This is a genomic window from Variovorax sp. LjRoot175 (genome assembly GCF_964253805.1).
Classification (GTDB): domain Bacteria; phylum Pseudomonadota; class Gammaproteobacteria; order Burkholderiales; family Burkholderiaceae_C; genus Variovorax.
This window is the reverse complement of the sequence record NZ_CAXURY020000001.1, coordinates 3666383-3687590: the sequence shown is the minus strand read 5'-3', so window position 1 is coordinate 3687590 and position 21208 is coordinate 3666383. Positions and strand designations below refer to the sequence as shown.

Annotated in this window: 19 protein-coding genes; 11 read left to right on the top strand and 8 right to left on the bottom strand. The window is 68.4% G+C overall.

The annotated features are described in order from the left end of the window. Nucleotides 1–2: 2 nt before the first annotated feature. A complete protein-coding gene (locus tag ACSQ89_RS18200) occupies nt 3–830 on the bottom strand; it encodes an endonuclease/exonuclease/phosphatase family protein (RefSeq protein WP_436294512.1) in 828 nt (275 codons plus the stop codon). A gap of 154 nt (nt 831–984) precedes the next feature. Between ACSQ89_RS18200 and phbB the strand changes: the two genes are divergently transcribed. The 5 genes from phbB to ybaL all read left to right on the top strand — a co-directional run bounded on the left by phbB (nt 985) and on the right by ybaL (nt 7360). Beyond that, nucleotides 985–1722 carry an acetoacetyl-CoA reductase gene (gene phbB, locus ACSQ89_RS18195; protein ID WP_436294511.1) on the top strand — a complete coding sequence of 246 codons (738 nt, stop codon included), beginning with the start codon at nt 985–987 and terminating at the stop codon, nt 1720–1722. A 122-nt stretch (nt 1723–1844) separates the two neighbouring features. Beyond that, nucleotides 1845–2381 (top strand): (2Fe-2S)-binding protein, encoded by a 537-nt coding sequence (locus ACSQ89_RS18190; RefSeq protein WP_436294510.1) that lies wholly within the window; start codon nt 1845–1847, stop codon nt 2379–2381. Next, nucleotides 2378–3373 carry an FAD binding domain-containing protein gene (locus tag ACSQ89_RS18185; protein ID WP_436294509.1) on the top strand — a complete coding sequence of 332 codons (996 nt, stop codon included), beginning with the start codon at nt 2378–2380 and terminating at the stop codon, nt 3371–3373. The genes ACSQ89_RS18190 and ACSQ89_RS18185 overlap by 4 nt, the downstream gene beginning before the upstream one ends. After that, the gene (locus ACSQ89_RS18180; RefSeq protein WP_436294508.1) at nt 3370–5616 is read left to right on the top strand and encodes a xanthine dehydrogenase family protein molybdopterin-binding subunit; all 2247 of its coding nucleotides are present in this window, start codon (nt 3370–3372) and stop codon (nt 5614–5616) included. Before ACSQ89_RS18185 ends, ACSQ89_RS18180 begins: the two co-directional genes overlap by 4 nt. A gap of 52 nt (nt 5617–5668) precedes the next feature. Then, complete coding sequence (gene ybaL / locus ACSQ89_RS18175; protein ID WP_093108250.1) at nt 5669–7360, top strand: YbaL family putative K(+) efflux transporter; 1692 nt, start codon at nt 5669–5671, stop codon at nt 7358–7360. A gap of 8 nt (nt 7361–7368) precedes the next feature. Here the strand turns inward: ybaL and ACSQ89_RS18170 are convergent, their stop codons facing one another. Continuing rightward, the gene (locus ACSQ89_RS18170; protein WP_093108248.1) at nt 7369–7773 is read right to left on the bottom strand and encodes a hypothetical protein; all 405 of its coding nucleotides are present in this window, start codon (nt 7771–7773) and stop codon (nt 7369–7371) included. Between the two features lie 273 nt (nt 7774–8046). Here ACSQ89_RS18170 and ACSQ89_RS18165 point away from each other — a divergent pair, with 273 nt between their 5' ends. Together ACSQ89_RS18165 and ACSQ89_RS18160 are read left to right on the top strand one after the other, a co-directional pair. Further along, nucleotides 8047–8235, top strand: a complete 189-nt coding sequence (locus ACSQ89_RS18165) for a hypothetical protein (protein ID WP_244503896.1) — start codon at nt 8047–8049, stop codon at nt 8233–8235. A gap of 28 nt (nt 8236–8263) precedes the next feature. After that, nucleotides 8264–8836, top strand: coding sequence for a hypothetical protein (locus ACSQ89_RS18160; RefSeq protein ID WP_436294506.1), 573 nt, complete (start codon nt 8264–8266; stop codon nt 8834–8836). 29 nt (nt 8837–8865) lie between these two features. On the opposite strand, the gene ACSQ89_RS18155 is transcribed toward ACSQ89_RS18160, so the two are convergent. The 3 genes from ACSQ89_RS18155 to ACSQ89_RS18145 form a co-directional block, all read right to left on the bottom strand. Further along, nucleotides 8866–9120, bottom strand: a complete 255-nt coding sequence (locus ACSQ89_RS18155; RefSeq protein WP_436294505.1) for a hypothetical protein — start codon at nt 9118–9120, stop codon at nt 8866–8868. A 125-nt stretch (nt 9121–9245) separates the two neighbouring features. Further along, nucleotides 9246–9626, bottom strand: coding sequence for a helicase SNF2 (locus ACSQ89_RS18150; RefSeq protein WP_436294504.1), 381 nt, complete (start codon nt 9624–9626; stop codon nt 9246–9248). Nucleotides 9627–9898: 272 nt separating this feature from the next. Then, nucleotides 9899–10114 carry a hypothetical protein gene (locus ACSQ89_RS18145; RefSeq protein ID WP_436294503.1) on the bottom strand — a complete coding sequence of 72 codons (216 nt, stop codon included), beginning with the start codon at nt 10112–10114 and terminating at the stop codon, nt 9899–9901. Between the two features lie 262 nt (nt 10115–10376). Between ACSQ89_RS18145 and ACSQ89_RS18140 the strand changes: the two genes are divergently transcribed. Beyond that, nucleotides 10377–10598, top strand: coding sequence for a hypothetical protein (locus ACSQ89_RS18140; protein ID WP_093108238.1), 222 nt, complete (start codon nt 10377–10379; stop codon nt 10596–10598). Next, complete coding sequence (locus ACSQ89_RS18135; RefSeq protein WP_093108236.1) at nt 10595–10960, top strand: hypothetical protein; 366 nt, start codon at nt 10595–10597, stop codon at nt 10958–10960. The genes ACSQ89_RS18140 and ACSQ89_RS18135 overlap by 4 nt, the downstream gene beginning before the upstream one ends. A gap of 19 nt (nt 10961–10979) precedes the next feature. Here the strand turns inward: ACSQ89_RS18135 and ACSQ89_RS18130 are convergent, their stop codons facing one another. Further along, nucleotides 10980–11375 (bottom strand): response regulator, encoded by a 396-nt coding sequence (locus tag ACSQ89_RS18130; RefSeq protein WP_436294580.1) that lies wholly within the window; start codon nt 11373–11375, stop codon nt 10980–10982. A 250-nt stretch (nt 11376–11625) separates the two neighbouring features. Here ACSQ89_RS18130 and ACSQ89_RS18125 point away from each other — a divergent pair, with 250 nt between their 5' ends. Then, nucleotides 11626–12426: an exodeoxyribonuclease III gene (locus ACSQ89_RS18125; RefSeq protein WP_436296323.1), complete on the top strand. Its 801-nt coding sequence runs from the start codon at nt 11626–11628 to the stop codon at nt 12424–12426. Nucleotides 12427–12455: 29 nt separating this feature from the next. Here ACSQ89_RS18125 and ACSQ89_RS18120 read toward each other — a convergent pair whose 3' ends face one another. Continuing rightward, complete coding sequence (locus ACSQ89_RS18120) at nt 12456–16838, bottom strand: DEAD/DEAH box helicase (protein WP_436296322.1); 4383 nt, start codon at nt 16836–16838, stop codon at nt 12456–12458. Between the two features lie 148 nt (nt 16839–16986). On the opposite strand from ACSQ89_RS18120, the gene ACSQ89_RS18115 reads away from it, so the two are divergent. Continuing rightward, nucleotides 16987–20484, top strand: coding sequence for an indolepyruvate ferredoxin oxidoreductase family protein (locus tag ACSQ89_RS18115; RefSeq protein ID WP_436294501.1), 3498 nt, complete (start codon nt 16987–16989; stop codon nt 20482–20484). 178 nt (nt 20485–20662) lie between these two features. Here ACSQ89_RS18115 and ACSQ89_RS18110 read toward each other — a convergent pair whose 3' ends face one another. Continuing rightward, nucleotides 20663–21193 (bottom strand): protein-tyrosine phosphatase family protein, encoded by a 531-nt coding sequence (locus tag ACSQ89_RS18110; protein WP_436294500.1) that lies wholly within the window; start codon nt 21191–21193, stop codon nt 20663–20665. Between the last annotated feature and the right edge of the window lie 15 nt (nt 21194–21208).

Below are 21208 nucleotides of genomic sequence, written 5' to 3'. Positions count from 1 at the left end.
CCTCAATCGCCGAACTCGACGAACACGGGCTGGTGGTCGGATGCGCGCGTGACCAGGTCGACCTCGATGCGGCGCACGCGCGGCGCCAGGCCGTCGCTGACGAACACGAAGTCGTAGCTCACCGCATCGGGGCCGTACCTGCGGTCGAAGAGCCGGAAGGTGGGTGCGTGGGGGGCATTGCCGTGCACCAGCGGCCACGCATCCCGCAGGCGCTCGCGCAGCGTCGCGTGCGCCGGGTCCGATGCGGCCATGTTGAAGTCGCCGCAGAGGATGACTTCCTTCGTATGCAGCTTGGGCTGGAAGGGGCCCTCGTAGTCGGCCTTCGGCGGCGCTGCGGCCTGTTCGCAGGCCTCGGCGTGCAATGCGAGCAGGGTCCTTGCCTGCGCCGTGCGCTGCTTCGACGAGTAGTACTCGAGGTGCGTGGTCATCACGCGCAGGGGCCCGAGTTCGGGGCTGGTCAGCGTGAGCACGGTGCACATGCGCGGCATGCTGGTCACGTCCGGGTCGGCCGGCCAGGGCAGCGGGTGGTGCTGGACCCGGGACACCGGCAGGCGGGTCGCGATCACGTTGCCGAAACGCTGGCGCCGGCCCTCGGGGTCGAACTCGTCCACCGCGGCACCGAAGAAGAGCTGAAAGCCCGGCAGCAGCGCGCTGAGCTCGGCCGGCTGGTCGCCCGGGCCGCCGGGCATGGCGCCATAGCCCGATGCGATCTCCTGCAGGCACAGGACGTCGAAGTCGCCCATGGCGCGCGCGCCCTCGACGATGCGCTGCGGGCTCACGACGCCGTCGAGGCCGCAGCACCATTGGGTGTTCCAGGTCACGAGTTTCATTGGATGCCTGCCTTCCTTCTGTTCGAACGCGGTATATGGACGGCTTGTGACACCCCGTTGCATTGAGGGGTCAGTGTTTTCCTGAGCCGGTGGCTGCGCGAAACTTCGCTACAGTGAACAGCGCCTGTTCAGGCTCGTCAACATAAGGAACATCATGAGCAAAAGAGTCGCATACGTCACCGGGGGCATGGGAGGCATCGGAACCGCCATTTGCCAGCGCCTGCACAAGGATGGTTTCACGGTCATCGCCGGCTGCGGTCCCACGCGGGACCATGCCAAGTGGCTGGCCGAGCAGAAAGCCTTGGGCTACGAGTTCCACGCGTCGGTCGGCAATGTCGGCGACTGGCAGTCGACGGTCGAGGCCTTCACCAAGGCCAAGGCCGAACACGGCAGCATCGACGTGTTGGTCAACAACGCCGGCATCACGCGGGACCGCATGTTCCTCAAGATGACGCCCGAGGACTGGAGCGCGGTGATCGAGACCAACCTCAACAGCATGTTCAACGTCACCAAGCAGGTGGTCGCGGACATGGTCGAAAAGGGCTGGGGCCGCATTATCAACATCAGCTCGGTCAACGGCGCCAAGGGCCAGGCCGGCCAGACCAACTACTCGGCCGCCAAGGCCGGCATGCACGGCTTCACGATGGCGCTGGCGCAGGAGCTGGCGGCCAAGGGCGTGACGGTGAACACCGTGAGCCCGGGCTACATCGGCACCGACATGGTCAAGGCGATCCGCCAGGAAGTGCTCGACAAGATCGTGGGCACGATTCCCGTCAAGCGGCTCGGCGAGCCCAGCGAGATCGCTTCCATCATCGCGTGGCTCGCGACCGACGAAGGCGGCTACTCGACGGGCGCCGACTTCTCGGTCAACGGCGGCCTGCACATGCACTGAGGCGCCGACGCTTCGGCCAGTTGCAAAAAGACCCGCCGCGGCGGGTCTTTTTGTTTCCGGCGACGATGCTTGCGGTCACGTCCTACTGCGCCAGCCTCCGCCGCACGACAAGGTCACAGCCCATGGATGCCACCTCCACCCTCAGCACGCAGGAGCGCACCGCCTGCGAGGTGCACACGGTCCGCTTCCACTTGAACGGCGTCGCGCGCACGGTGCGGCTCGAGGCCTGGACCACGCTGCTGGACCTGCTGCGCGAGCACTGCGGCCTGACTGGCACCAAGAAGGGCTGCGACCATGGGCAGTGCGGCGCCTGTACGGTGCTGGTGGACGGCCGCCGGATCAACGCCTGTCTCGCGCTCGCGGTGATGCAGGAGGGCGCGACGATACAGACCATCGAGGGGCTGGCGCACGGCGACCTTCTGCATCCGCTGCAGCAGGCCTTCGTCGACCACGATGCTTTTCAGTGCGGCTACTGCACGCCGGGCCAGATCTGCTCGGCGGTCGGCCTGCTGCGCGAGGGCCATGCGCAGAACGAAGACGACGTGCGCGAACAGATGAGCGGCAACCTCTGCCGTTGCGGCGCCTATCCGAACATCGTCAGGGCGGTGGTTGAAGTGCTGGGGCATCAGCAGTCCGGTGCGTGGAAAGCCGTGCGATGAATCCTTTCGAGTACCACCTCGCCACCGATGCGGCCGACGCGCTGCGCTCCATTGGCGGCGTGGACGGCGCGCGCTTCATCGCCGGCGGCACCAATCTGCTCGACCTCATGAAGGAAGGCGTCGCCCGGCCTGCGCGGCTGGTCGACATCACGCACCTGCCGCTGCGCGAGGTGCGCGTCACCGAACGCGGCGGCCTCCACGTGGGCGCGCTGGTGCGCAATGCCGACCTGGCCTGGCATCCGGAAGTGCAGCGCCGCTATCCCCTGCTGGCGGAGGCGCTGCTGGCCGGCGCCTCGCCGCAGCTGCGCAACATGGCGACCGTCGGCGGCAACCTGCTGCAGCGCACGCGCTGCTACTACTTCTACGACATCGTCACGCCGTGCAACAAGCGCGCGCCGGGCAGCGGCTGCCCGGCGATCGAGGGGCTGAATCGCATCCACGCGATCCTCGGCGCCAGCGAGCAGTGCGTTGCGGTGCATCCTTCGGACATGTGCGTCGCGCTGGCGGCGCTCGAAGGGGTGGTTCACGTGCAGGGGCCGCAGGGCGAACGCTCCATCGCCATGGCCGACTTCCATCGGCTGCCCGGCGATGCACCGGAGCGCGATACGACGCTGGCCGCGGACGAACTGGTCATCGCGGTCGAGCTGCCGCCCGATCCCTTCGCTCGCCATTCCTGCTATCTCAAGCTGCGCGACCGGCGCTCCTACGCTTTCGCGCTGGTGTCCGCGGCCTGCGCGCTCGACATCGCGCAGGGGCGCATCCGGTCGGCGCGCATCGCGCTCGGCGGTGTGGCCCACAAGCCCTGGCGCCGGTGCGAAGCCGAGGCGCTGCTGGCCGGCCAGGTGCCCGGTGTCGCCGCGTTCGAGGCAGCGGCGTCCGTTCTGGTCGAGGGCGCGCGGGCGCTGGAGCACAACGGCTTCAAGATCGAACTGGCGCGCCGTGCCGTCGTGCGTGCGCTGCTGCAGGCGGCCGGCATGGAGGCGGGTGCGTGACGGCACAACCCGGATTGCCCTTCGGGGCGCCGGTGGCGCGTGTCGACGCTCGGGCCAAGGTGACGGGTGCGGCCCGCTACGCCGCCGAGCATCCGGCCGAGGGCCTGCTCTACGGCGTGGTGGTGCCGAGCCCGATCGCGCGCGGCCGCATCCGTTCCATCGACAGCCGCGCGGCGCGCGCCGTGCCGGGCGTGATCGAGGTGCTGACCCACGAGAACCGGCCGCCCATGGCACGCTTCGATCTGCTGCACAAGGACATGGATGCGCCCGGCGGCTCGCCGTTCCGGCCGCTGCACGATGCGCAGATCCACTCCGACGCGCAGCCGGTGGCGCTGGTCGTGGCGGTGAGCTTCGAGGCCGCGCGCCATGCGGCGCGGCTGATCGAGGTGCACTGCGCCGCCGAGCGGCCGCGCAGCGACATGCAGCGGCTGGCGATCGAGGCCCGCAAGCCGAGCCGCCTCAAGTTCGGTTACCAGGTCGCGCCCAAGGTGCGCGGCGAACCGGAAGATGCCTGGGACGAAGCGCCGGTCAAGATCGAGGCGCGCTACCGCTCGCCGGCCGAGTTTCACAACCCCATGGAAACGCATGCCAGCACGGCGATCTGGGAAGGCGAAGGGCGGCTCACGATCTACGACAAGACGCAGGGCGCGCAGAACAGCCGCGCCTACCTGGCGCGCGTGCTGAAGCTGCGCAAGCGCGATGTGCGCGTGCTGTGTCCCTTCGTGGGCGGGGCCTTCGGGTCGGGGCTGCGGCCCGGCTACCAGCTGGTGCTGGCCGCGATGGCGGCGCTGACGCTGCGGCGCACGGTGCGCGTGGTGCTCACGCGCCAGCAGATGTTCAGCTTCGGCCATCGGCCCGAGACCCTGCAGACGCTGAAGCTGGCCTGCGATGCCGAAGGGCGGCTGCGCTCCGTCGTGCACGAGGCGGTGTCGGAGACTTCGCGCAATGAGGACTACGTCGAGAACATCGTCAGCTGGACGGGTCTGCTCTACAACACGCCGAATCTGCGGCTGGCCCATCGCGTGGTCGAGCTCGACCGTTTCACGCCGACCGACATGCGCGCACCCGGCGCGGCCCAAGGGGTTTATGCGCTCGAAAGCGCGATGGACGAACTGGCGCATGCCGTCGGCCTGGACCCGCTGGCCCTGCGCCTGCGCAACTACACTGAGACCGAGCCCGGAAGCGGCAAACCCTTCTCGAGCAAGGCGTTGCGCGAATGCTATGCGCGCGGCGCGGAGCGCTTCGGCTGGTCGCGCCGAGAGCCCGAGCCGCGCTCGATGCGTGACGGCCGCACGCTGATCGGCTGGGGCATGGCCACCGGCGTGTGGGACGCGATGCAGATCCACGGCGCCGCACGCGCCGTGCTGCGGGTCGACGGCACGCTGGAGGTCGGCAGCGCCACCACCGACATCGGCACCGGCACCGGCACCGTGATGTCGCAGATCGCAGCGGCGACCTTGGGCCTGCCGCTTGCCAAGGTGGACTTCAGCCTCGGCGATTCGAGCCTGCCGCTGGCGCCGGTCCAGGGGGGCTCCTTCACCGTGGCCACCATCGGCACGGCGGTTCAGGCCGCCTGCATCAAGATCGCGGCCAAGCTGCTCCTCATGGCGCGTGCGCAAGGCGATACGCCGCTGCGCCAGCCGCGGTTGAAGGATGTCGAATTCGTCAACGGCCTGGTGCGGCTGCGCGTGGATCCCTCGCGTTCCATCAGCCTGCGCGAGCTGATGCAGCGCGCCGGTGCGGCCCAGATCGAAGCCAAGAGCCTCGCATTGCCCAATCTCATGAAGCAGCGCAAGTACGCGCGCGCCACGCATTCGGCGGTGTTCGCCGAGGTGCGCGTGGATGAAGACCTGGGCAGCGTGCACGTCACGCGCGTCGTCAGCGCGGTGGCGGCCGGACGCATCGTCAATCCGAGAACAGCCACCAGCCAGATCGAGGGCGGCGTGGTCTGGGGCATCGGCATGGCGCTGCACGAGGAGGGTCTCGTCGATCACCGTTTGGGCCGCGTGATGAACCACAGCCTGGCCGAATACCACCTGGCTGCCAACGCCGACGTCGGGGAGATCGAGGTGATCTTCGTCGACGAGCAGGACGAGGTCGTCAATCCGCTGGGCGTCAAGGGCGTGGGGGAGATCGGCATCGTGGGCGTCGCGGCGGCCGTGGGCAACGCGATCTTCCATGCGACGGGGCGCCGCGTGTACAGCCTGCCGATCACGCTCGACAAGGTGCTGGGACTGGATTGACGGCGCGCTGAAAGGTGCAGGTGCGTTGGCGTCGATCTTGCAAAATGCAGCGATGCCCCACAGCGTCTCCCTGATCAATACCGTTGCGGCCGGTCTCGGCCTGGCGCTGGTACTCGGCTTCCTGGCGGCGCGGCTTCGGCTGCCGGCGTTGGTGGGCTACCTGCTCGCGGGCGTGATCATCGGCCCGTTCACCCCGGGCTTCGTGGCGGATGCGGAGATCGCCGCGCAGCTGGCCGAGATCGGCGTGATGCTGCTGATGTTCGGCGTCGGCCTGCACTTCTCGCTCGACGATCTGCTCGCGGTGCGCAAGATCGCATTGCCCGGCGCGATCGTGCAGATGGCGGTGGCCACGCTGCTTGGTGGCGCATTGGCCACGTGGTGGGGCTGGAGCCTGGGCGGCGCACTGGTGTTCGGGCTCGCCTTGTCGGTGGCGAGCACGGTGGTGCTGCTGCGCGCGCTCGAGAGCCTGGGGCTCCTCGATTCCTTCACCGGCCGCATCGCGGTCGGCTGGCTGGTGGTGGAAGACCTCGCGATGGTGCTGGTGCTCGTGCTGCTGCCGCCGCTGGCCGGCGTGATGGGCGGCAAGACGGCCGTGGCCGACGCGGCGCCGGTCTGGCAGACGCTGGGCCTCACGCTGCTGCAGGTGGGTGGTTTCGTGGTGCTGATGCTGGTGGTGGGGCGGCGCGTGTTCCCGTGGGTCCTGTGGCAGGTCACGCGCACCGGTTCGCGCGAACTCTTCACGCTGTGCGTGGTGGCGGCCGCGGTCAGCATCGCCTTCGCATCGGCGGCGCTGTTCGGCGTGTCCTTCGCGCTCGGCGCCTTCTTCGCGGGGATGGTGATGCGCGAATCCGAGTTCAGTCATCGGGCGGCGCAGGAATCGCTGCCCCTGCGCGACGCCTTTGCCGTCCTGTTCTTCGTCTCGGTCGGCATGTTGTTCAACCCGGCCGTGCTGATCGAACGCCCGCTGCAGGTGTTGGCGGTCGTGGGGGTGATCGTGGTGGGCAAGTCCGTGGCGGCCTGCGCGCTGGTGCTGCTGTTCCGCTATCCCTTGAGCACGGCGCTCACGGTGAGCGCGAGCCTGGCGCAGATCGGCGAGTTCTCATTCATCCTGGCTGCGCTCGGCGTCTCGCTCGGGCTGCTGCCGGCCGAGGGCCAGAGCCTGCTGCTGGCCGGCGCGCTGATCTCCATCGCCACCAATCCGCTGTGGTTCAGCCTGATCGGTCCGGTGCAGAAATGGCTGCATGCGCGTTCATCCCTTGCGCGCAGCCTGGCGCTGCGCGACGACCCGTTGGCCGAGCTGCCGGTGAGCACCGAGGCGAAGTACCTGTCGCGCCACGTCGTGCTGGTCGGTTATGGCCGCGTGGGGCGGCGCATTGCCGCCGAGCTGGCAGCCCACGATGTTCCCTTCGTGGTGGCGGAGCAGAACCGCGAACTGGTGGAGAAGCTGCGCGCCGAGGGGCTGGCGGCCGTCTGGGGCGATGCGGCCGATCCCGCGGTGCTGATCCAGGCGCATGTGGCGCGGGCCCGCGTGCTCGTGGTCGCCGTCGCCGATGCGATGAATGTGCGGCAGATGATCGAGACCGCGCGCACGCTCAACCCCGCGATCGAGACCGTGATCCGCAGCCACAACGAGGAGGAGGCGCGGCTGCTCTCGGAGGAGGTGGAGGCCACCGTGTTCCTCGGCGAGCACGAGCTTGCGCAGTCGATGGCGCGCGCCGTGCTCAGCCGCGCCGCGCCGGCCTGAGACCTGGTTCAGAGGTCCTCGATCACCAGCCTGCAGTAGCGCTCGGCGATCGAATAGGGCACCGTACGCACCACCTCCATCAGGCGCTCGGCCGCGGCCCTGTTCTCGGTCTTGACCAGGAGGCCGGTGTGGCCGTCGCGCGCGAGCTTGGTGTAGGCGCGCACGGTGGCGCCGTCGGTGCCGGCCGAGGGCAGCGGGTTGTCCGCGTCCCTGACCGTGGGCGAGATCTGGGCCAGCATGGTCTTGGGAGGGATCAGGTAGACCTCGTCGCCGCTGAAGCCGTTGTCGATCAGCTGGTGTCCGACTCGGCTCGCGTCCTCGGCATTGGGAAACATCACCATGGAATGGCCGGTCGGATAGAAGGCCCCTCCGAAGGCGGCGACCATGTGGGGGTCGAGGGTGAAATGCTTCATGTCTCCTCCTTGGCACGGCGGTGTTGTTGAGGTGCATTCAGCTTAGGCACGGCGGCACCCGGGCGCTGTAGGAAAAGCTTGGCAGGTGCAAATTACCCACATTCAGGCTATTGAGGGTATTCAAGACTTGCCAATTTAATTACCCTTCATCACATTTGAGACGAAACGTGAAGTTTTGGCTAGGTGTTGTAACGCGCGATGAATAGGATCGATGAGTTCACTCGATGACCCCCTCCTAAACTCATGTCGCAATTGCGAAATATCGCGCTCACCGTGCACGAACTCGAAGAGGGCGAGTTCTATTGGGTATTGATGGAGGGCACCGACTACGCGATGGAAGAAGCGCTTCCATACCTGCCGCTCGAGGCTGCGAGCGATCCGCAAGCGACCTACGCCAATGCATTGGTGGCAGGGATTGCGGCGATAAGAAAACTGTTCGGCAAGGACGGGCCGCGCGCCTGAGGCGGCGTACCCAGACCCAGAGGAAAGCATGCGGAAATTCGGAGCGGCGGTCGCCGCGCTCACTGTCGCACTGGTGGTCGTCGGCTGGTTCAACCGTCCTGCGACCTCGACCGAATGGGCGGCATGGGTCCAGACACTGGGCGTTCTTGCCGCGATCCTGTGGGCGCTGCGGCTGCAGGCCCTGGCCTCGAAGCAGAGCCTGCGCCAGGCCGGGCAGGTGGCGGCGATCTTCGCCACCAACATGCACTGGGTCTTCAGGGAGCTGAACGACGCCTGCGGCAAGCGCAGCTGGCCCGACTACACGGTGAATCGCCGCATCCTCGATGAAATCCTGGCGCAGGGCCGCGAGGTGACGCTGCAATTGCTCGACGGGCGCTCGCTGGCGATGGTGAGCAGCTTGCGCGCGATCGCGGTCGAGGCGCTCGAAATGACCGCGCCCCATACGGAGGGCGGCAACTGGTCCCACCTGCAGCTCTATTTCGACAAGCGCCTGCCCAGCATCGCGGCCTGGCTGTCGGCGACCGGTCATCCACCCGAGAGCAGCGGGCCGACCGACTATGTGGGGCTTCGCACCTCCTTCGGGCAGCTCGGCGGCCGCTGACCGCTGAAGAAGGAGGAAGCGCCGTCCGTTCAGGACGTGACGTGCTCGCTCATCGAGGGCCACCATCGGCGCCACCACGGGCGTTTCGGTTCGGGCGCCGCGGCGCTGGCCATCAGCTCGGCTGCCATCGAGGCGCGCACGCGTTCGCGCAAGGCAGTCTCGTAAGCGTGCGCGGGCGCTCGCGCGTTGCGGTCTCCGCGCAATGCCAGGCGTCGCCAGGCATGGGCGTGTTCAGCGAGCTCCGCATCGCTCAGGTCATCGGGGTGGGGCAATTGCTGCGTCATGCTGACGAGATTGTGCCGCGCTCCGGGGCAGCCGGCATTCTTTCAGCGAGGCCGAGTGGCCTGCGGCCAACGCCGCATGAAAAAACCGGGCTCGCGGCCCGGTTTGTCGTCTCGAGTGCAGCCGATTACAGCGCAAGCTGGTCGATGCCGCGCGCTGCGGCGCGGGCTTCGGCGCGCACGGTGGCGCGGTCAACCGTGCTGGCGAGCACCGGCGCCACGCCTTGCGCATAGCCTTCCGCGTACGGGTTGGCGCTGCGGGCGGCGGCGACGGCTTCGGCTCGCACGCCGGCACGGTCGGTCGAGGCGGTCAGCGCCGGCGCGACGCGCGACGAGACGCCTTCGGCGTACGGGTTCTCGCTGCGTGCGGCAGCCACCGCTTGGGCCCTCACGTCGGCACGGCTGTTGGCCGACACCAGCGAATGCACGCCTTCATAGGTTTCGGCTTGGGCGCCAGCGGCAGCAAGAAGCGCGAGAGCGGCGGCGGCAATGATCTTCGAGGTCTTCATTTCAATTTCCTTCAATGGTTTGGATGATGATTTCGAACCGGTCTTGGGTGGGGCGCCGTCCCTTCGGGGGCGGCCACCTCGCTCGGTGCCCTGTTCATCCAGAACAGTGAATGGCTGCTCTGTGGGGATGAAGTTTGCGCCCGAAATCTAGGTAGAAACCCTGCCAAATGGAATTGCGGTGTTTTCGTTCCGGCAACAATCCGGACGCGGCACCCCGATCCGGATCGGGCAATTGGACCCAGAGAAGGCTGCGCGGAAGGACGAAGAAGGCCTCAGCGCTTGTCGGGTGACTGGTTCGCGGGGAGCTTGCGTCCGAGCAGTCGGGTCAGCGCATCCAGTTCGCGTGCGAGCCGTATCGCTTCTGCGCGCGCGCTTTCATCACCCTGCTTCATGTGCAGCAGGTGCTGCTCGTAGGCGTCCGAGAGTTGCGTCCATCGCTCGAAGGATGCGTCGATAGGCGTCACCGAATCCTGCATGGCTGCCTCCATTTCATGGCGCTCGGGCCATTTCGATGGTTGTCTCCTGCTCCACGAAAGACTACACAAAGCGCCGGACCCTTTCCATGGCAGGGGTGGGCCTTGCGCGCCGCATTCGGCACTACTTCATGTTTTTGCCGGATTCGCAAACTCGTGAAATGGATCACGAAAGAAGTTAACCTGTAAGTACTACATGTAATTACAATTGGCTACATGGACATACGCTCCGAGACAAACCACGGTCGGTCTCTTCGCCGTGTCTGCCTGGCAGCACATGTCCTATAGCGTGCTCCAGCGCGTGGCCAAGGGTCCTCTGCCGATGGTCTTCACTGCGGCAGAGGACATCGAGAGCCTGCGCATCCTGAAGGACGGGGGCTGGGTCAAGGTCACGTTCTCGGCGCCGCCGGGACGGGCGGGCACGGCCACCGTGACGGAACTGACCCCTCTGGGTCGTTTCGCGATGCAGTTCGTGCAACCCGACAAGGACAAGCCATGAGAGTCATTGTCTGCATTCTGGCCAGCATCTCGGTCTTTGCCGCTTGCGTCGGCGGGTGGTGGTTCTATTGGCCGATCTGGCAGGTCCAATCACAGGTGAAAACCAGGCTGCCGGAACCCCGCTTCGCCGTGTTCTCCGGCGTGACCTACAACAAGAGCACGGGCACGGGCTGCGGCTACGTGCATGCCGACGACCGCAGCGGCCGCTTGTCCGGGCGAACGCATTTCATTCTGTTGCCCGACGGCGACGTGAGGTTCGACCCGAAGGACCCGATCCGCGGCAACACGGTGCAGCAGCTCGAGAGCCTTCGAAAGCACGCGGACTATCTGGCCCTGGTCTACGACCGCTGCCCGCCGGCTTGAGTGCTTCGCAGCGCCGCTTCTAGGCGCCGCTTGCCGCGACCCGTGGTGCAGGCGCGACCGGGTTGTCGACGAGCTTCAGCTCGACGAGCTGGGACGCCTGGCGCAGTGCGTCGCGCAGTTGCTCGAGGCTGAAGGGCTTGCACAGCCAGACGGCGCTGTGCAGAGGTCCGTCCGGCGCCTTTCTGCCCGTGGCAAAAATGACCGGCAGCTTGCAACGAGACTGCAACTTGCCGGCCAGTTCCAGCCCGGACAAGGCCGGCAGGCCGACGTCGACCATCAGCACGTCGAACGCGCCTTCGAGGAAGCGGGTGAGCGCACCCTCGGCGCTGCGGACGCCGGTCGCCCAGTGGCCCAGGAGTTCCAGGGCCTCGAGCGCGGCTTCCAGCACATCGGGATCGTCTTCGACCACCAGCACCCGCAAGCTGCAAGCATTGGGCGAGCATGCGGTTGGGGGGGCCATCTGCGATCTCTCGGGGCGTTGGGATCGGGAGCATCGTCCTGCGCCGAGGGGCGGACTGTAGGAACGCGCCGCGATCAGATGACCGCCTCTGGTGTATGGCGATACAGGGCGCAACACATGGAAAAGCAGAGCATGTTCTCCGACGCGGCCGATGACGGCTTGCACGTCATGATGCCGACGTCATTCTTCCTCCCATGCCTGCGCCATGAAGATCGCGACCTTCAACGTCAACGGTGTCAACGGCCGACTCCCGCGCCTGCTGGAATGGCTGGCCGAGTCGAGGCCGGACGTGGCCTGCCTGCAGGAGCTCAAGTCGCCCGACGAGAATTTTCCAGCGGCCGCGATTCGCGCAGCGGGCTACGGCGTCGTGTTTCATGGCCAGCGTTCGTGGAACGGCGTGGCCATCCTCGCGCGCGGCCGGGAGCCGATCGAAACCGGCCGCGGCCTGGACGGCAACAGCGAAGACAGCCAGAGCCGCTACCTCGAAGCCGTGGTCGGCGGCGTGGTCGTCGGCTGCCTGTATTTGCCCAACGGCAATCCCCAGCCCGGCCCCAAGTTCGACTACAAGCTCGAATGGTCCGGACGGCTCGAAGTGCATGCGCGCAAGCTCTACGCCTGCGGGCTGCCGGCGGTGCTGGCCGGGGACTTCAACGTGGTGCCTACCGATGCCGACATCTACAACCCCGCCTCGTGGCGCGACGATGCGCTGCTGCAGCCGGAGGCTCGTGCCGCCTTCGCGCGCCTCTTGAAGCAGGGCTGGACCGACGCGATCCGCGCGCGCCATCCGAACGAGGCGATCTACACCTACTGGGACTACTGGCGCAACCGCTGGCCGCGCAACGCGGGCCTGCGCATCGACCACCTGCTGCTCAATGCGGAGCTCGCGCCCTTGCTGATCGATGCGAACGTGGATCGCGAGGTGCGGGGCCGGGCTGGTGCCAGCGATCACGCGCCGGCCTGGGTCGAACTCGATCTGCCCTCGATCGGGCTCTCCGACAAGAGCTGAAGCAGCGGTGCGCTCGCCGACGCCGGCGTTCAGCGGCGAAGCTCCTCGGCGATCTCCGTTGTTCGATGCACCCAATGCAGCGCGGGGTCCAGCGAGAGCGCCTTGCGCGCCGCGTTCTGCTGCGCGGCGCTCAGGGGCGCAAGCATCTCGACCTGGCCCGCGACGCTGGTCGCGATAGGGATGCCATCCCGGTACAGCACACGCGAGCCTGCGACCCGCGGAATCTTGGTGCCCGGAATGACCGTTCCGAGCAGGTTGGCGGGATCCGAAGCCGACAGGCAGACCAGGCTTTCGTCGGCCGGCCGGCGCCGCATCTGGCGCATGAGCCCGATGGCCTCGGGCAGCGCGAACTGCTCGCCGGACAGGCCCGCGATGAAGCGGCCGCCGCGGATCTCGCCGCGGGCTTCGAGCCGGCGGTAGCTACGCACCAGGTCGCGCCATGGCGGCAACCAGGCGGCCTCGCGCTCGAGCATGCTCCAGCACACCACGCCATAGCGGCGCAGCAGCACGCGCGCGACCTGTTCGATGGATTCGGGCGCGAGGGCGCGAGGCGGCTCTTCGGTCGTCGCGGAGCCCGGCTGCCGCGTCAGCAGCCAGCGGCCCGCGTCCTCGATGCCGAAGAGCGCGGCGCGGCGCCGGCGCTGCTGCTGCGCGTGCGTCGGCGCGCGCTTCGAGGCCGGCACCAGCAATGCGCGCAGGCCCGCATAACTGTCGCAGCGCACGCGGCCGCGCGCGACCAGTTCGCTGAGCGCGTCTTCGACCTCGGTGCCCAGCAGGCGTGCGCCCTCGGCGATCTCGTCGAAGAAAGACGCGCCGTTGGCCGCGAGCCAGGCAGCCACGCGCTGCGCGCGCGAACCCAGTCCCGCGTCGTCGACCGGTGCCGGCGCGAGTCCGTTCCAGAGCGCTGCGCTGCGCCGCGGCAGCAGCAGGATCGGCGTGGCGCGCAGCGACTGGCCGGCACCCCCTGCCGCGCGGCCATCGTTGGCGGACGGCCGCAGCCGCGTCCACAGCACGCGCCCCGCGGTGCACAGGTCGTCGAGCCAGGCGCTGGCATAGTCGTTGACGCGCGCCGGCAGCAGTTCGGCCTCCCACAGCGCGGCCGGCGCCTCGTAGCCTTCCAATTGGGTCAGCACGCCGGCCAGGGCCTCCGGGCCGCTGACACGCGCGGCCGCGCCGACGTGCTGCCATTCGAAGAGAAAGCGTGCGAAGTCGCGCGGCTCCACGGGTTCGATCTCGCGCCGCAGGCGCTTGAGGGTGTAGCGGTGGATGCGTGCGAGCAGATGCCTTTCGCACCACTCCTGGCCGTCGGCCTCGGGCGTGAATCGCCCCTGCAGCACTTGGCCTTCGCTTTGCAATCCCAGCAGTGCGGCTTCGATGTCTGAGAGCGGCAACCGGAGCTGCTGCGCCAGTTCGTTCGCCGAGACCGGGCCCAGCCCGCCGAGGCGCGACTGCAGCAGCTCGCGCAGCAGCTCGTCGCGGCTCCCGGAGGTCTGCGCATATTCGGCAGGGGCCTCGATGAGCGGCTGCATGGCGGCGCCGGGATAGAGCGCCTGGGTCAGCGCCAGGCGCTCGGCCGCGACCCACAGGCCAAGCGACAGGCGCGTCGCGCGGCCGGCGCCGGCGAGCGCCTCGAGCCATGTTTCCCAGTTCGCATTGCGGGCCACGTCCTCGTCGTTGACCACGCCGAGCCCGCTGAGCGCTTCATGCATCTCGTCGGGGTTGCGGGGGCCGGGCCAGGCTTCCTCGCGCACGCTGCCGATCGCCTCCGGGTCCAGCCGGCCCATGTCGTCCGCGCTCTCCGGATCGGTGTAGCGGCGGCTCTGCACGGCCTGGGTGCGGCGCTCTTCCAGCGGCGCATCGTCGAGAAAGGCATAGGGCCGTGCGTTCAGCACTTCCGCGGCGAGCGGCGAGGGCGCGGGAAGATCGCACGCGAGCACGCTCACTTCGCCCGCTTCGATGCGACGCAGCAGGCGCAGCCAGCCCTCGGCGTCCATGGCCTCGTGCAGGCAGTCGTCCAGGGTCTGCGCGACCAGCGGGTGCTCGGGGATCTCGCGTTCGCCCGCGAGGTTCTCGGCGCAGGCGACCTGGTCCGGGAACACGGACGCCAGCAGGTCTTCGGACTTCATGCGCTGCAGCTGCGGCGCCACCTTGCGCCCGCCGATGAAGCGCGGCAGGGCGAGTGCGGTGGTTGCATTCCAGCGCCAGCGCACACCGAACAGCGGCGCGTCCAGCAGCGCCTGCACCAGCACGTCCAGCGCCGTGGCCGAGTGCAGGTAGCGGGCCACCTCCGGCAGCGCAAAGCTGTGGCTGGTGGACAGCGAGAGCACGATCGCATCCTCGGTGGCCGCGGCCTGCAGCTCGAAATTGAACTTGCGGCAGAAGCGCTTGCGCAGGGCCAGGCCCCACGCGCGGTTGAGACGGCTTCCATACGGCGAATGGATCACCAGCTGCATGCCGCCCGATTCGTCGAAGAAGCGCTCGATCACGATCCGGTCCTGCGTCGGCACCGCGCCCAGCGCTGCCACGGTGCGCGCGAGGTGGTCGACGATCTGGCGTGCGGCTTCGTCGTGCAGTCCCACGCCGCGCGCCAGCCAGCGCACCGCGGCCTCGGCGCCTTGCGTGGCGATGTGCTGTCCGACCTCGTCGCGCAGCCGCGAGACGGCGAAGGAGAGCTCGTCGCTGCGGCCCGGCGCCTCGCCGAGCCAGAACGGGATGTTGGGCGCCGCACCATGCGCATCTTCCACGCGCACGCGGCCCGGCTCGATGCGCAGGATGCGGTAGCTGGTGTTGCCGAGCTGGAACACGTCGCCGGCCAGGCTCTCGACCGCGAAGTCTTCGTTCACGGTGCCGATCTTGTGGGCCTGCGGTTCGAGCACCACGCTGTAGTCGCCGGTCTCGGGAATGGTGCCGCCCGAGGTGAGGGCGGTCAGGCGCGCGCCCTTGCGTTCGCGCAAGCGGTGATGGACCGCGTCACGGTGCACATAGCCGGCGCGCGGTCCGTTGCGGGTGGTGAAGCCTTCGGACAGCATGCGCACCACGGCGGCGTAGTCCTCGCGCTTCAACTGCGCATAGGGCCAGGCGCGGCGCAGCAGGGCGAACAGCTCGTCTTCGTCCCATTCGCGGCTGGCGGTCTCGGCCACGATCTGCTGCGCCAGCACATCGAGGGGCGCGGGCAGCACGTGCAAGGCATCGAGCTCGCCGCGGCGGATGCAATCGAGCAAGGCCGCGCATTCGACCAGCTCGTCGCGCGACTGCGGGAACAGGCGCGCCTTGGGAGTGCCGCCCACCGCATGGCCCGAGCGGCCGGCGCGCTGCAGGAAGGTGGCGATCGATCGGGGCGAACCCAGCTGGCACACCAGGTCGACATCGCCGATGTCCAGGCCCAGTTCCAGCGAGGCGGTAGCCACGAGCACTTTCAGTTCGCCGCGCTTGAGGCGTTGCTCCGCGTCGAGGCGCGCCTCCTTCGCGAGGCTGCCGTGATGGGCCGCCACCGCTTCCTTCCCGAGGCGCTCGCCCAGATGCCGCGCCGCACGTTCGGCCATGCGCCGGGTGTTGACGAAGACCAGCGTGGTGCGATGCAGGTGCACGAGTTCGGCGACGCGCGAATAGACCTGCTCCCACTGCTCGTTCGACATCACCGCGCCGAGCGGCACGGGCGGCAGCTCGAGCGCGAGATCGCGTTCCTTGGCATAGCCGATGTCGACGATCTCGCAATCCGCAACGCCATCGGTGACTGCGCCCGCACCCACCAGGAAGCGCGCGACCTCGTCGATGGGCTTCTGCGTGGCGGAGAGACCGATGCGCGTCAGAGGCTTCTCGCAGAGCGATTGCAGCCTTTCGAGCGACAGCGACAGATGGCTGCCGCGCTTGCTGGCCGCGATCGCATGGATCTCGTCGACGATCGCCGTGCGCACGGTCGACAGCATCTTGCGGCCCGATGCCGAACCGAGCAGCACGTACAGCGACTCCGGCGTGGTGACCAGGATGTGCGGCGGCTTGCGCAGGTTCTGCTGGCGATCCCTGGGCGCCGTATCGCCGGTGCGCACGGCGCTGCGGATGTCGACGTCCGGCAGGCCCAGCGCGGCCAGTTCGGCGCGGATGCCCGCCAGCGGCACTTCCAGGTTCAGGTGGATGTCGTTGGACAGCGCCTTCAGCGGCGAGACGTAGACCACCGTGGTTTCGTCGGCGAGCCCCTCGGGCGTCAAGCCCTGGCGCACCAGTCCATCCAGCGCGGCGAGGAAGGCCGTCAGGGTCTTGCCCGATCCGGTCGGCGCGGCGACCAGCGTATGGCGGCCCGCACGGATCGCGGGCCACGCCGCCGCCTGCGCCTCGGTGGGCGCAGCGAAGCTGCGGCTGAACCAGCCGCCGACGGCGGGGTGGAAGGCTTCGAGGGACACAGGCAGAACGGACATCGTAGCGGCCGATGGGCCAGCTTGCGATATCCGGTCAATTCGGGCCTTTGTCGCGAATGTCAAGTCAAAAAAAACGGCTCCTGGGCGAAGCCATGCCGGTGACGCGCGGCAAGACTACTATTTGTTTTTGCGCACGATGAACGACGACATGAAACGCGACCCCGAGCCGGTTCCGGCAACGAGCTACCGGCTCGCCGACAACCGCAGCGCGCTTCAGGGACGCGTGTTCCTGACCGGCACGCAGGCGCTGGTGCGGCTCTTGCTCCTGCAGCGCAAATGGGACGAAGTGCACGGCCTGAAGACGGCAGGTTTCGTGAGCGGCTACCGCGGCTCGCCGCTCGCCGGCGTGGACGTCGAACTCTGGCGCGCGGAGGCCGATCTCGAGGCGCACGATATCCGCTTCCTGCCCGCCATCAACGAGGACCTGGCCGCCACGGCGCTGATGGGCACCCAGCAGGTGGGCGCCGATGCAGAGCGCAGCTTCGACGGCGTCTTCGGCATGTGGTACGGCAAGGGCCCCGGACTGGATCGGGCCGGCGATGCGCTGCGCCACGGCAATGCCGCGGGCACGACGCGCCAGGGCGGCGTGCTGGTGGTGGTCGGCGACGATCATGCGGCGGTCTCGTCCTCGATCCCGAATGCGAGCGAGCTCTCGCTGATGGGCTGGGGCATGCCGATCGTCCACCCGGCCTCGGTCGACGAGTACGACGCCTTCGGGCTGTGGGGCTGGGCCGCATCGCGGCACGCCGGCCTCTGGGTCGCATTCAAGGCCATCTCCGAGACGGTGGAGAGCGGGCGTTCGATCGAGGTGGCGTCGCTGCCCGAGTTCACCGCGCCCGATGAGGCGCCCGGGGCCGCCGAAGCGCGGGCCTACCGCAGCGACGACTTCCTGACGCTCGCCATCGAAGTGCGCCTGGCCGCGAGGCTGGAGGCGCTGAAGGCCTTCGCGCGGCTGAACTCCATCGATCGCCTGGTGGTCGCTGCGCCGGAGGCGACGGCGGGCATCATGGTGGTCGGCAAGTCCTTCCATGACCTGATGGAAGTGCTGCAGCGTTGCGGCATCGACGAAGCCGAATTGCAGTGCATTGGCCTGCGCATCTACAAGCCGGGCCTCTGCTTCCCGCTCGAATCGCAGCGCGCGCAGGACTTCTGCGCCGGCCTGCGCCATGTGCTGGTCATCGAGGAGAAGGCCTCGGTGGTCGAGCAGCAGCTGAAGGAGCTGGTGTTCAACCAGGAACAGCGGCCCACGGTCTGCGGCAAGCACGATCTGGCCGGCGGGCCGCTACTGACGTGGGTGGGCCAGCTGGGCCCCGCATCGATCGCCTCGGCCTTGCGCGCCTGGCTCGCATCGATCGGAGACCCGCTCGCCGAGCGCATCGACGCCGGCCTGTTCGCGAAGCCCGCCTTGCTGTCGAACGAGTCGGACGGCATGCGCCGGCTGCCTTACTTCTGCTCGGGCTGCCCGCACAGCTCGTCGACCAAGGTGCCGGAAGGAAGCAAGGCCCTCGCCGGCGTGGGCTGCCACTACATGGCGAGCTGGATGGACCGCAGCACCGGCGGCTTGACGCAGATGGGTGGCGAGGGCGCCGACTGGCTGGGCCATGCGCCCTTCACCGCGATGCCGCACATCTTCCAGAACATGGGCGAGGGCACGTATTTCCACTCGGGCTACCTGGCGCTGCGCCAGGCGATCGCGAGCGGCGCGAACATCACCTACAAGATCCTGTTCAACGACGCGGTCGCGATGACCGGCGGCCAGCCGGTCGACGGCAGCATCTCCGTCGCGCAGATCTGCACGCAGGTCGCGAGCGAAGGCGCGAAGCGGGTCGTGGTGGTCACCGATGACCCGGAGGTCTACCGCGGCGTGCGGCTGGAAGAAGGGGTGCAGGTGCACCACCGGCGCGACATGGACGCGGTCCAGCGCGAGCTGCGCGAGATCGCCGGCGTCACGGTGCTGGTCTACGACCAGACCTGCGCGGCGGAGAAGCGGCGCCGGCGCAAGAAGAAGACCTACCCCGATCCGGCCAAGCGCATGTTCATCAACGCCGCCGTGTGCGAGGGCTGCGGCGATTGCGGCGTGCAGTCCAACTGCTTCTCGGTCGCGCCGCTCGAAACCGAGTTCGGGCGCAAGCGGCAGATCGAGCAATCGAGCTGCAACAAGGACTATTCCTGCGCCGAAGGCTTCTGCCCGAGCTTCGTGACCGTGCTGGGCGGCGAGGTGCGCAAGAGCAGCACGGCCCTGTCGCCCGCGCCGGATCTGCATGCGCTGGCCGGGGCGCTGCCGCTGCCCGCGCTGCCGAAGGTCGACCGGCCCTTCGACATGCTGGTCGCGGGCGTCGGCGGCACGGGCGTGATCACCATCGGCGCGCTGGTCGCGATGGCGGCGCACCTGGAAGGCAAGGGCGCGTCGGTGCTGGACTTCACCGCGCTGGCGCAGAAGGGCGGCTCGGTCGTGAGCCACATCCGCATCGCCGGCCGGCCTTCGCTCCTGCATGCGGTGCGCGTTCAGCCGCAGCGCGCACGCACGCTGATCGTGGCCGACATGGTGGTGGGTGCGTTGCCCGACGTGCTGGGCACGGTGAAGGAGGGCGGCACGCAGCTCGTCGTCAACTCGCACTTGCAGACTTTGGCGGAGTTCACGCGTTCGCCGGACCTGCCTTTCCGCCACGATGCGCTGTTGCAGAAGTTCCGGGCCGCCGCCGGCGAGGCCCAGGTCCAGGCCATCGATGCGCACGACGCTGCCAAGGCCCTGCTGGGCGACGCGATCGGCGCCAACATGCTGCTGCTCGGCTTTGCCTGGCAACGGGGCGGTGTGCCGGTCGGGCTCGATGCGCTGACGCGGGCCATCGAGCTCAACGGTGTCGCGGTCGAGGCCAACAAGAAGGCCTTTGCCGCCGGGCGCCTGGCCGCGCACGATCCGGCCTGGAAGGCCAAGCTGTCGGGCCGCGAGGGCACGGTGGTGCAGCTGACGCGGCCGCAAGGCCTCGAGAAGATCATCGAGACCCGCGTGCGTTTTCTCGAGGACTACCAGAGCCTGTCGTACGCGAAGCGCTACCTGGATTTCGTGCGGCGCGTCGAGGCTGGCGAGCGCGCGGTCGTGCCGGAGGGCCGGCGGTTGCGCTTGACGGAAGCCGTGGCCCGCAACCTCTTCAAGCTCATGGCCTACAAGGACGAGTACGAGGTGGCGCGCCTGTACACGCGCCCGGAGTTCCTGGCCGAGCTGCGCGCGCAGTTCGAAGGCGATTTCCGGCTCCAGTTCAATCTCGCGCCGACCTGGTTCGCGAAGCGGAATGCGCAGGGCCTGCCGATGAAGCGCGCCTACGGGCAGTGGATGCTGGCGATGTTCAAGGGACTCGGTGCGCTGCGCTGGCTGCGCGGCACGCCTTTCGATGCCTTCGGCTACACGGCGGAACGCAGGCAGGAGCGGCAGCTGATCGCCGAGTACCGCCAGCTGGTGGAGCGCCTGCTCGAGGGCTTGGGTCCCGATCGGCTGGCCGAGGCGGCGCGCATTGCCGGCCTGGCGGAAAAGATCCGCGGTTACGGCCACATCAAGGACGAGAGCATCCGCGCGTACCGGGAGAGCCTGGCCGCTGCGCTGGACGGTGCGCAGAAAAGCCGTGCGGCGCCTGCCTTGAGGATTGCCTGAGCGAGGAAAAATTCTCAGGTGCGCGGACGATCCGGCCCGCCGCCATCGATGCCCGCATTTTTTGCCGAATCCTTCACGCGGTACCCGGGCCGTTTGCGCCGACACTGCGACCCAGGTTCTCTGGGGGATTGCTGACTGCAATCATTCGGCCCGCTTCGTGCGGGCCCTTTTTTGCCTGTCAGCGTGGCCGATGGCCGTAGGCCAGGGTCTTGAAATCGTCGAAGCTCGGCAAGCGCCAGTCGACGTCTTCGCGGGAGAAGCGATAGTCGTCGAGCCACGCCGACCAGCATGCGAACTGCGGCGGCGAGGGCGCCACGACGGGGCGCTGTCTCTTCATCAGTTCGAGCGCCTCGAGCGGCGCATGGCCGCGGTGCACCAGCAGGCACAGCGCCAGCGTGGCGGAGCGGCCGATGCCGTACTCGCAATGGACGAGCACGCGCTGCCCCGCGTCGAGAAACTCGTTCGCGAAGCGGATGCCGTGCTCGACATCTGCCATCCGTACGCCGCACATGTCCTCGGTGGGCAGGTGCAGCAGCGCGATGCCGTGCCGGCGCAGCGCGTGCGGATCGGGGATCGCTTCGCCGCGCAGGTCGATCACGGCCTGGATGCGATGCTCGCGCGCGAGCCGCTCCGCGCAGTCGTAGGGGAAGCTGCCGCCGACGGCGAGCAGCTCGGTGATCCAGCTGAAGTTCGGTTGCCAGGGGTCCATGAACCAAACCTAGCG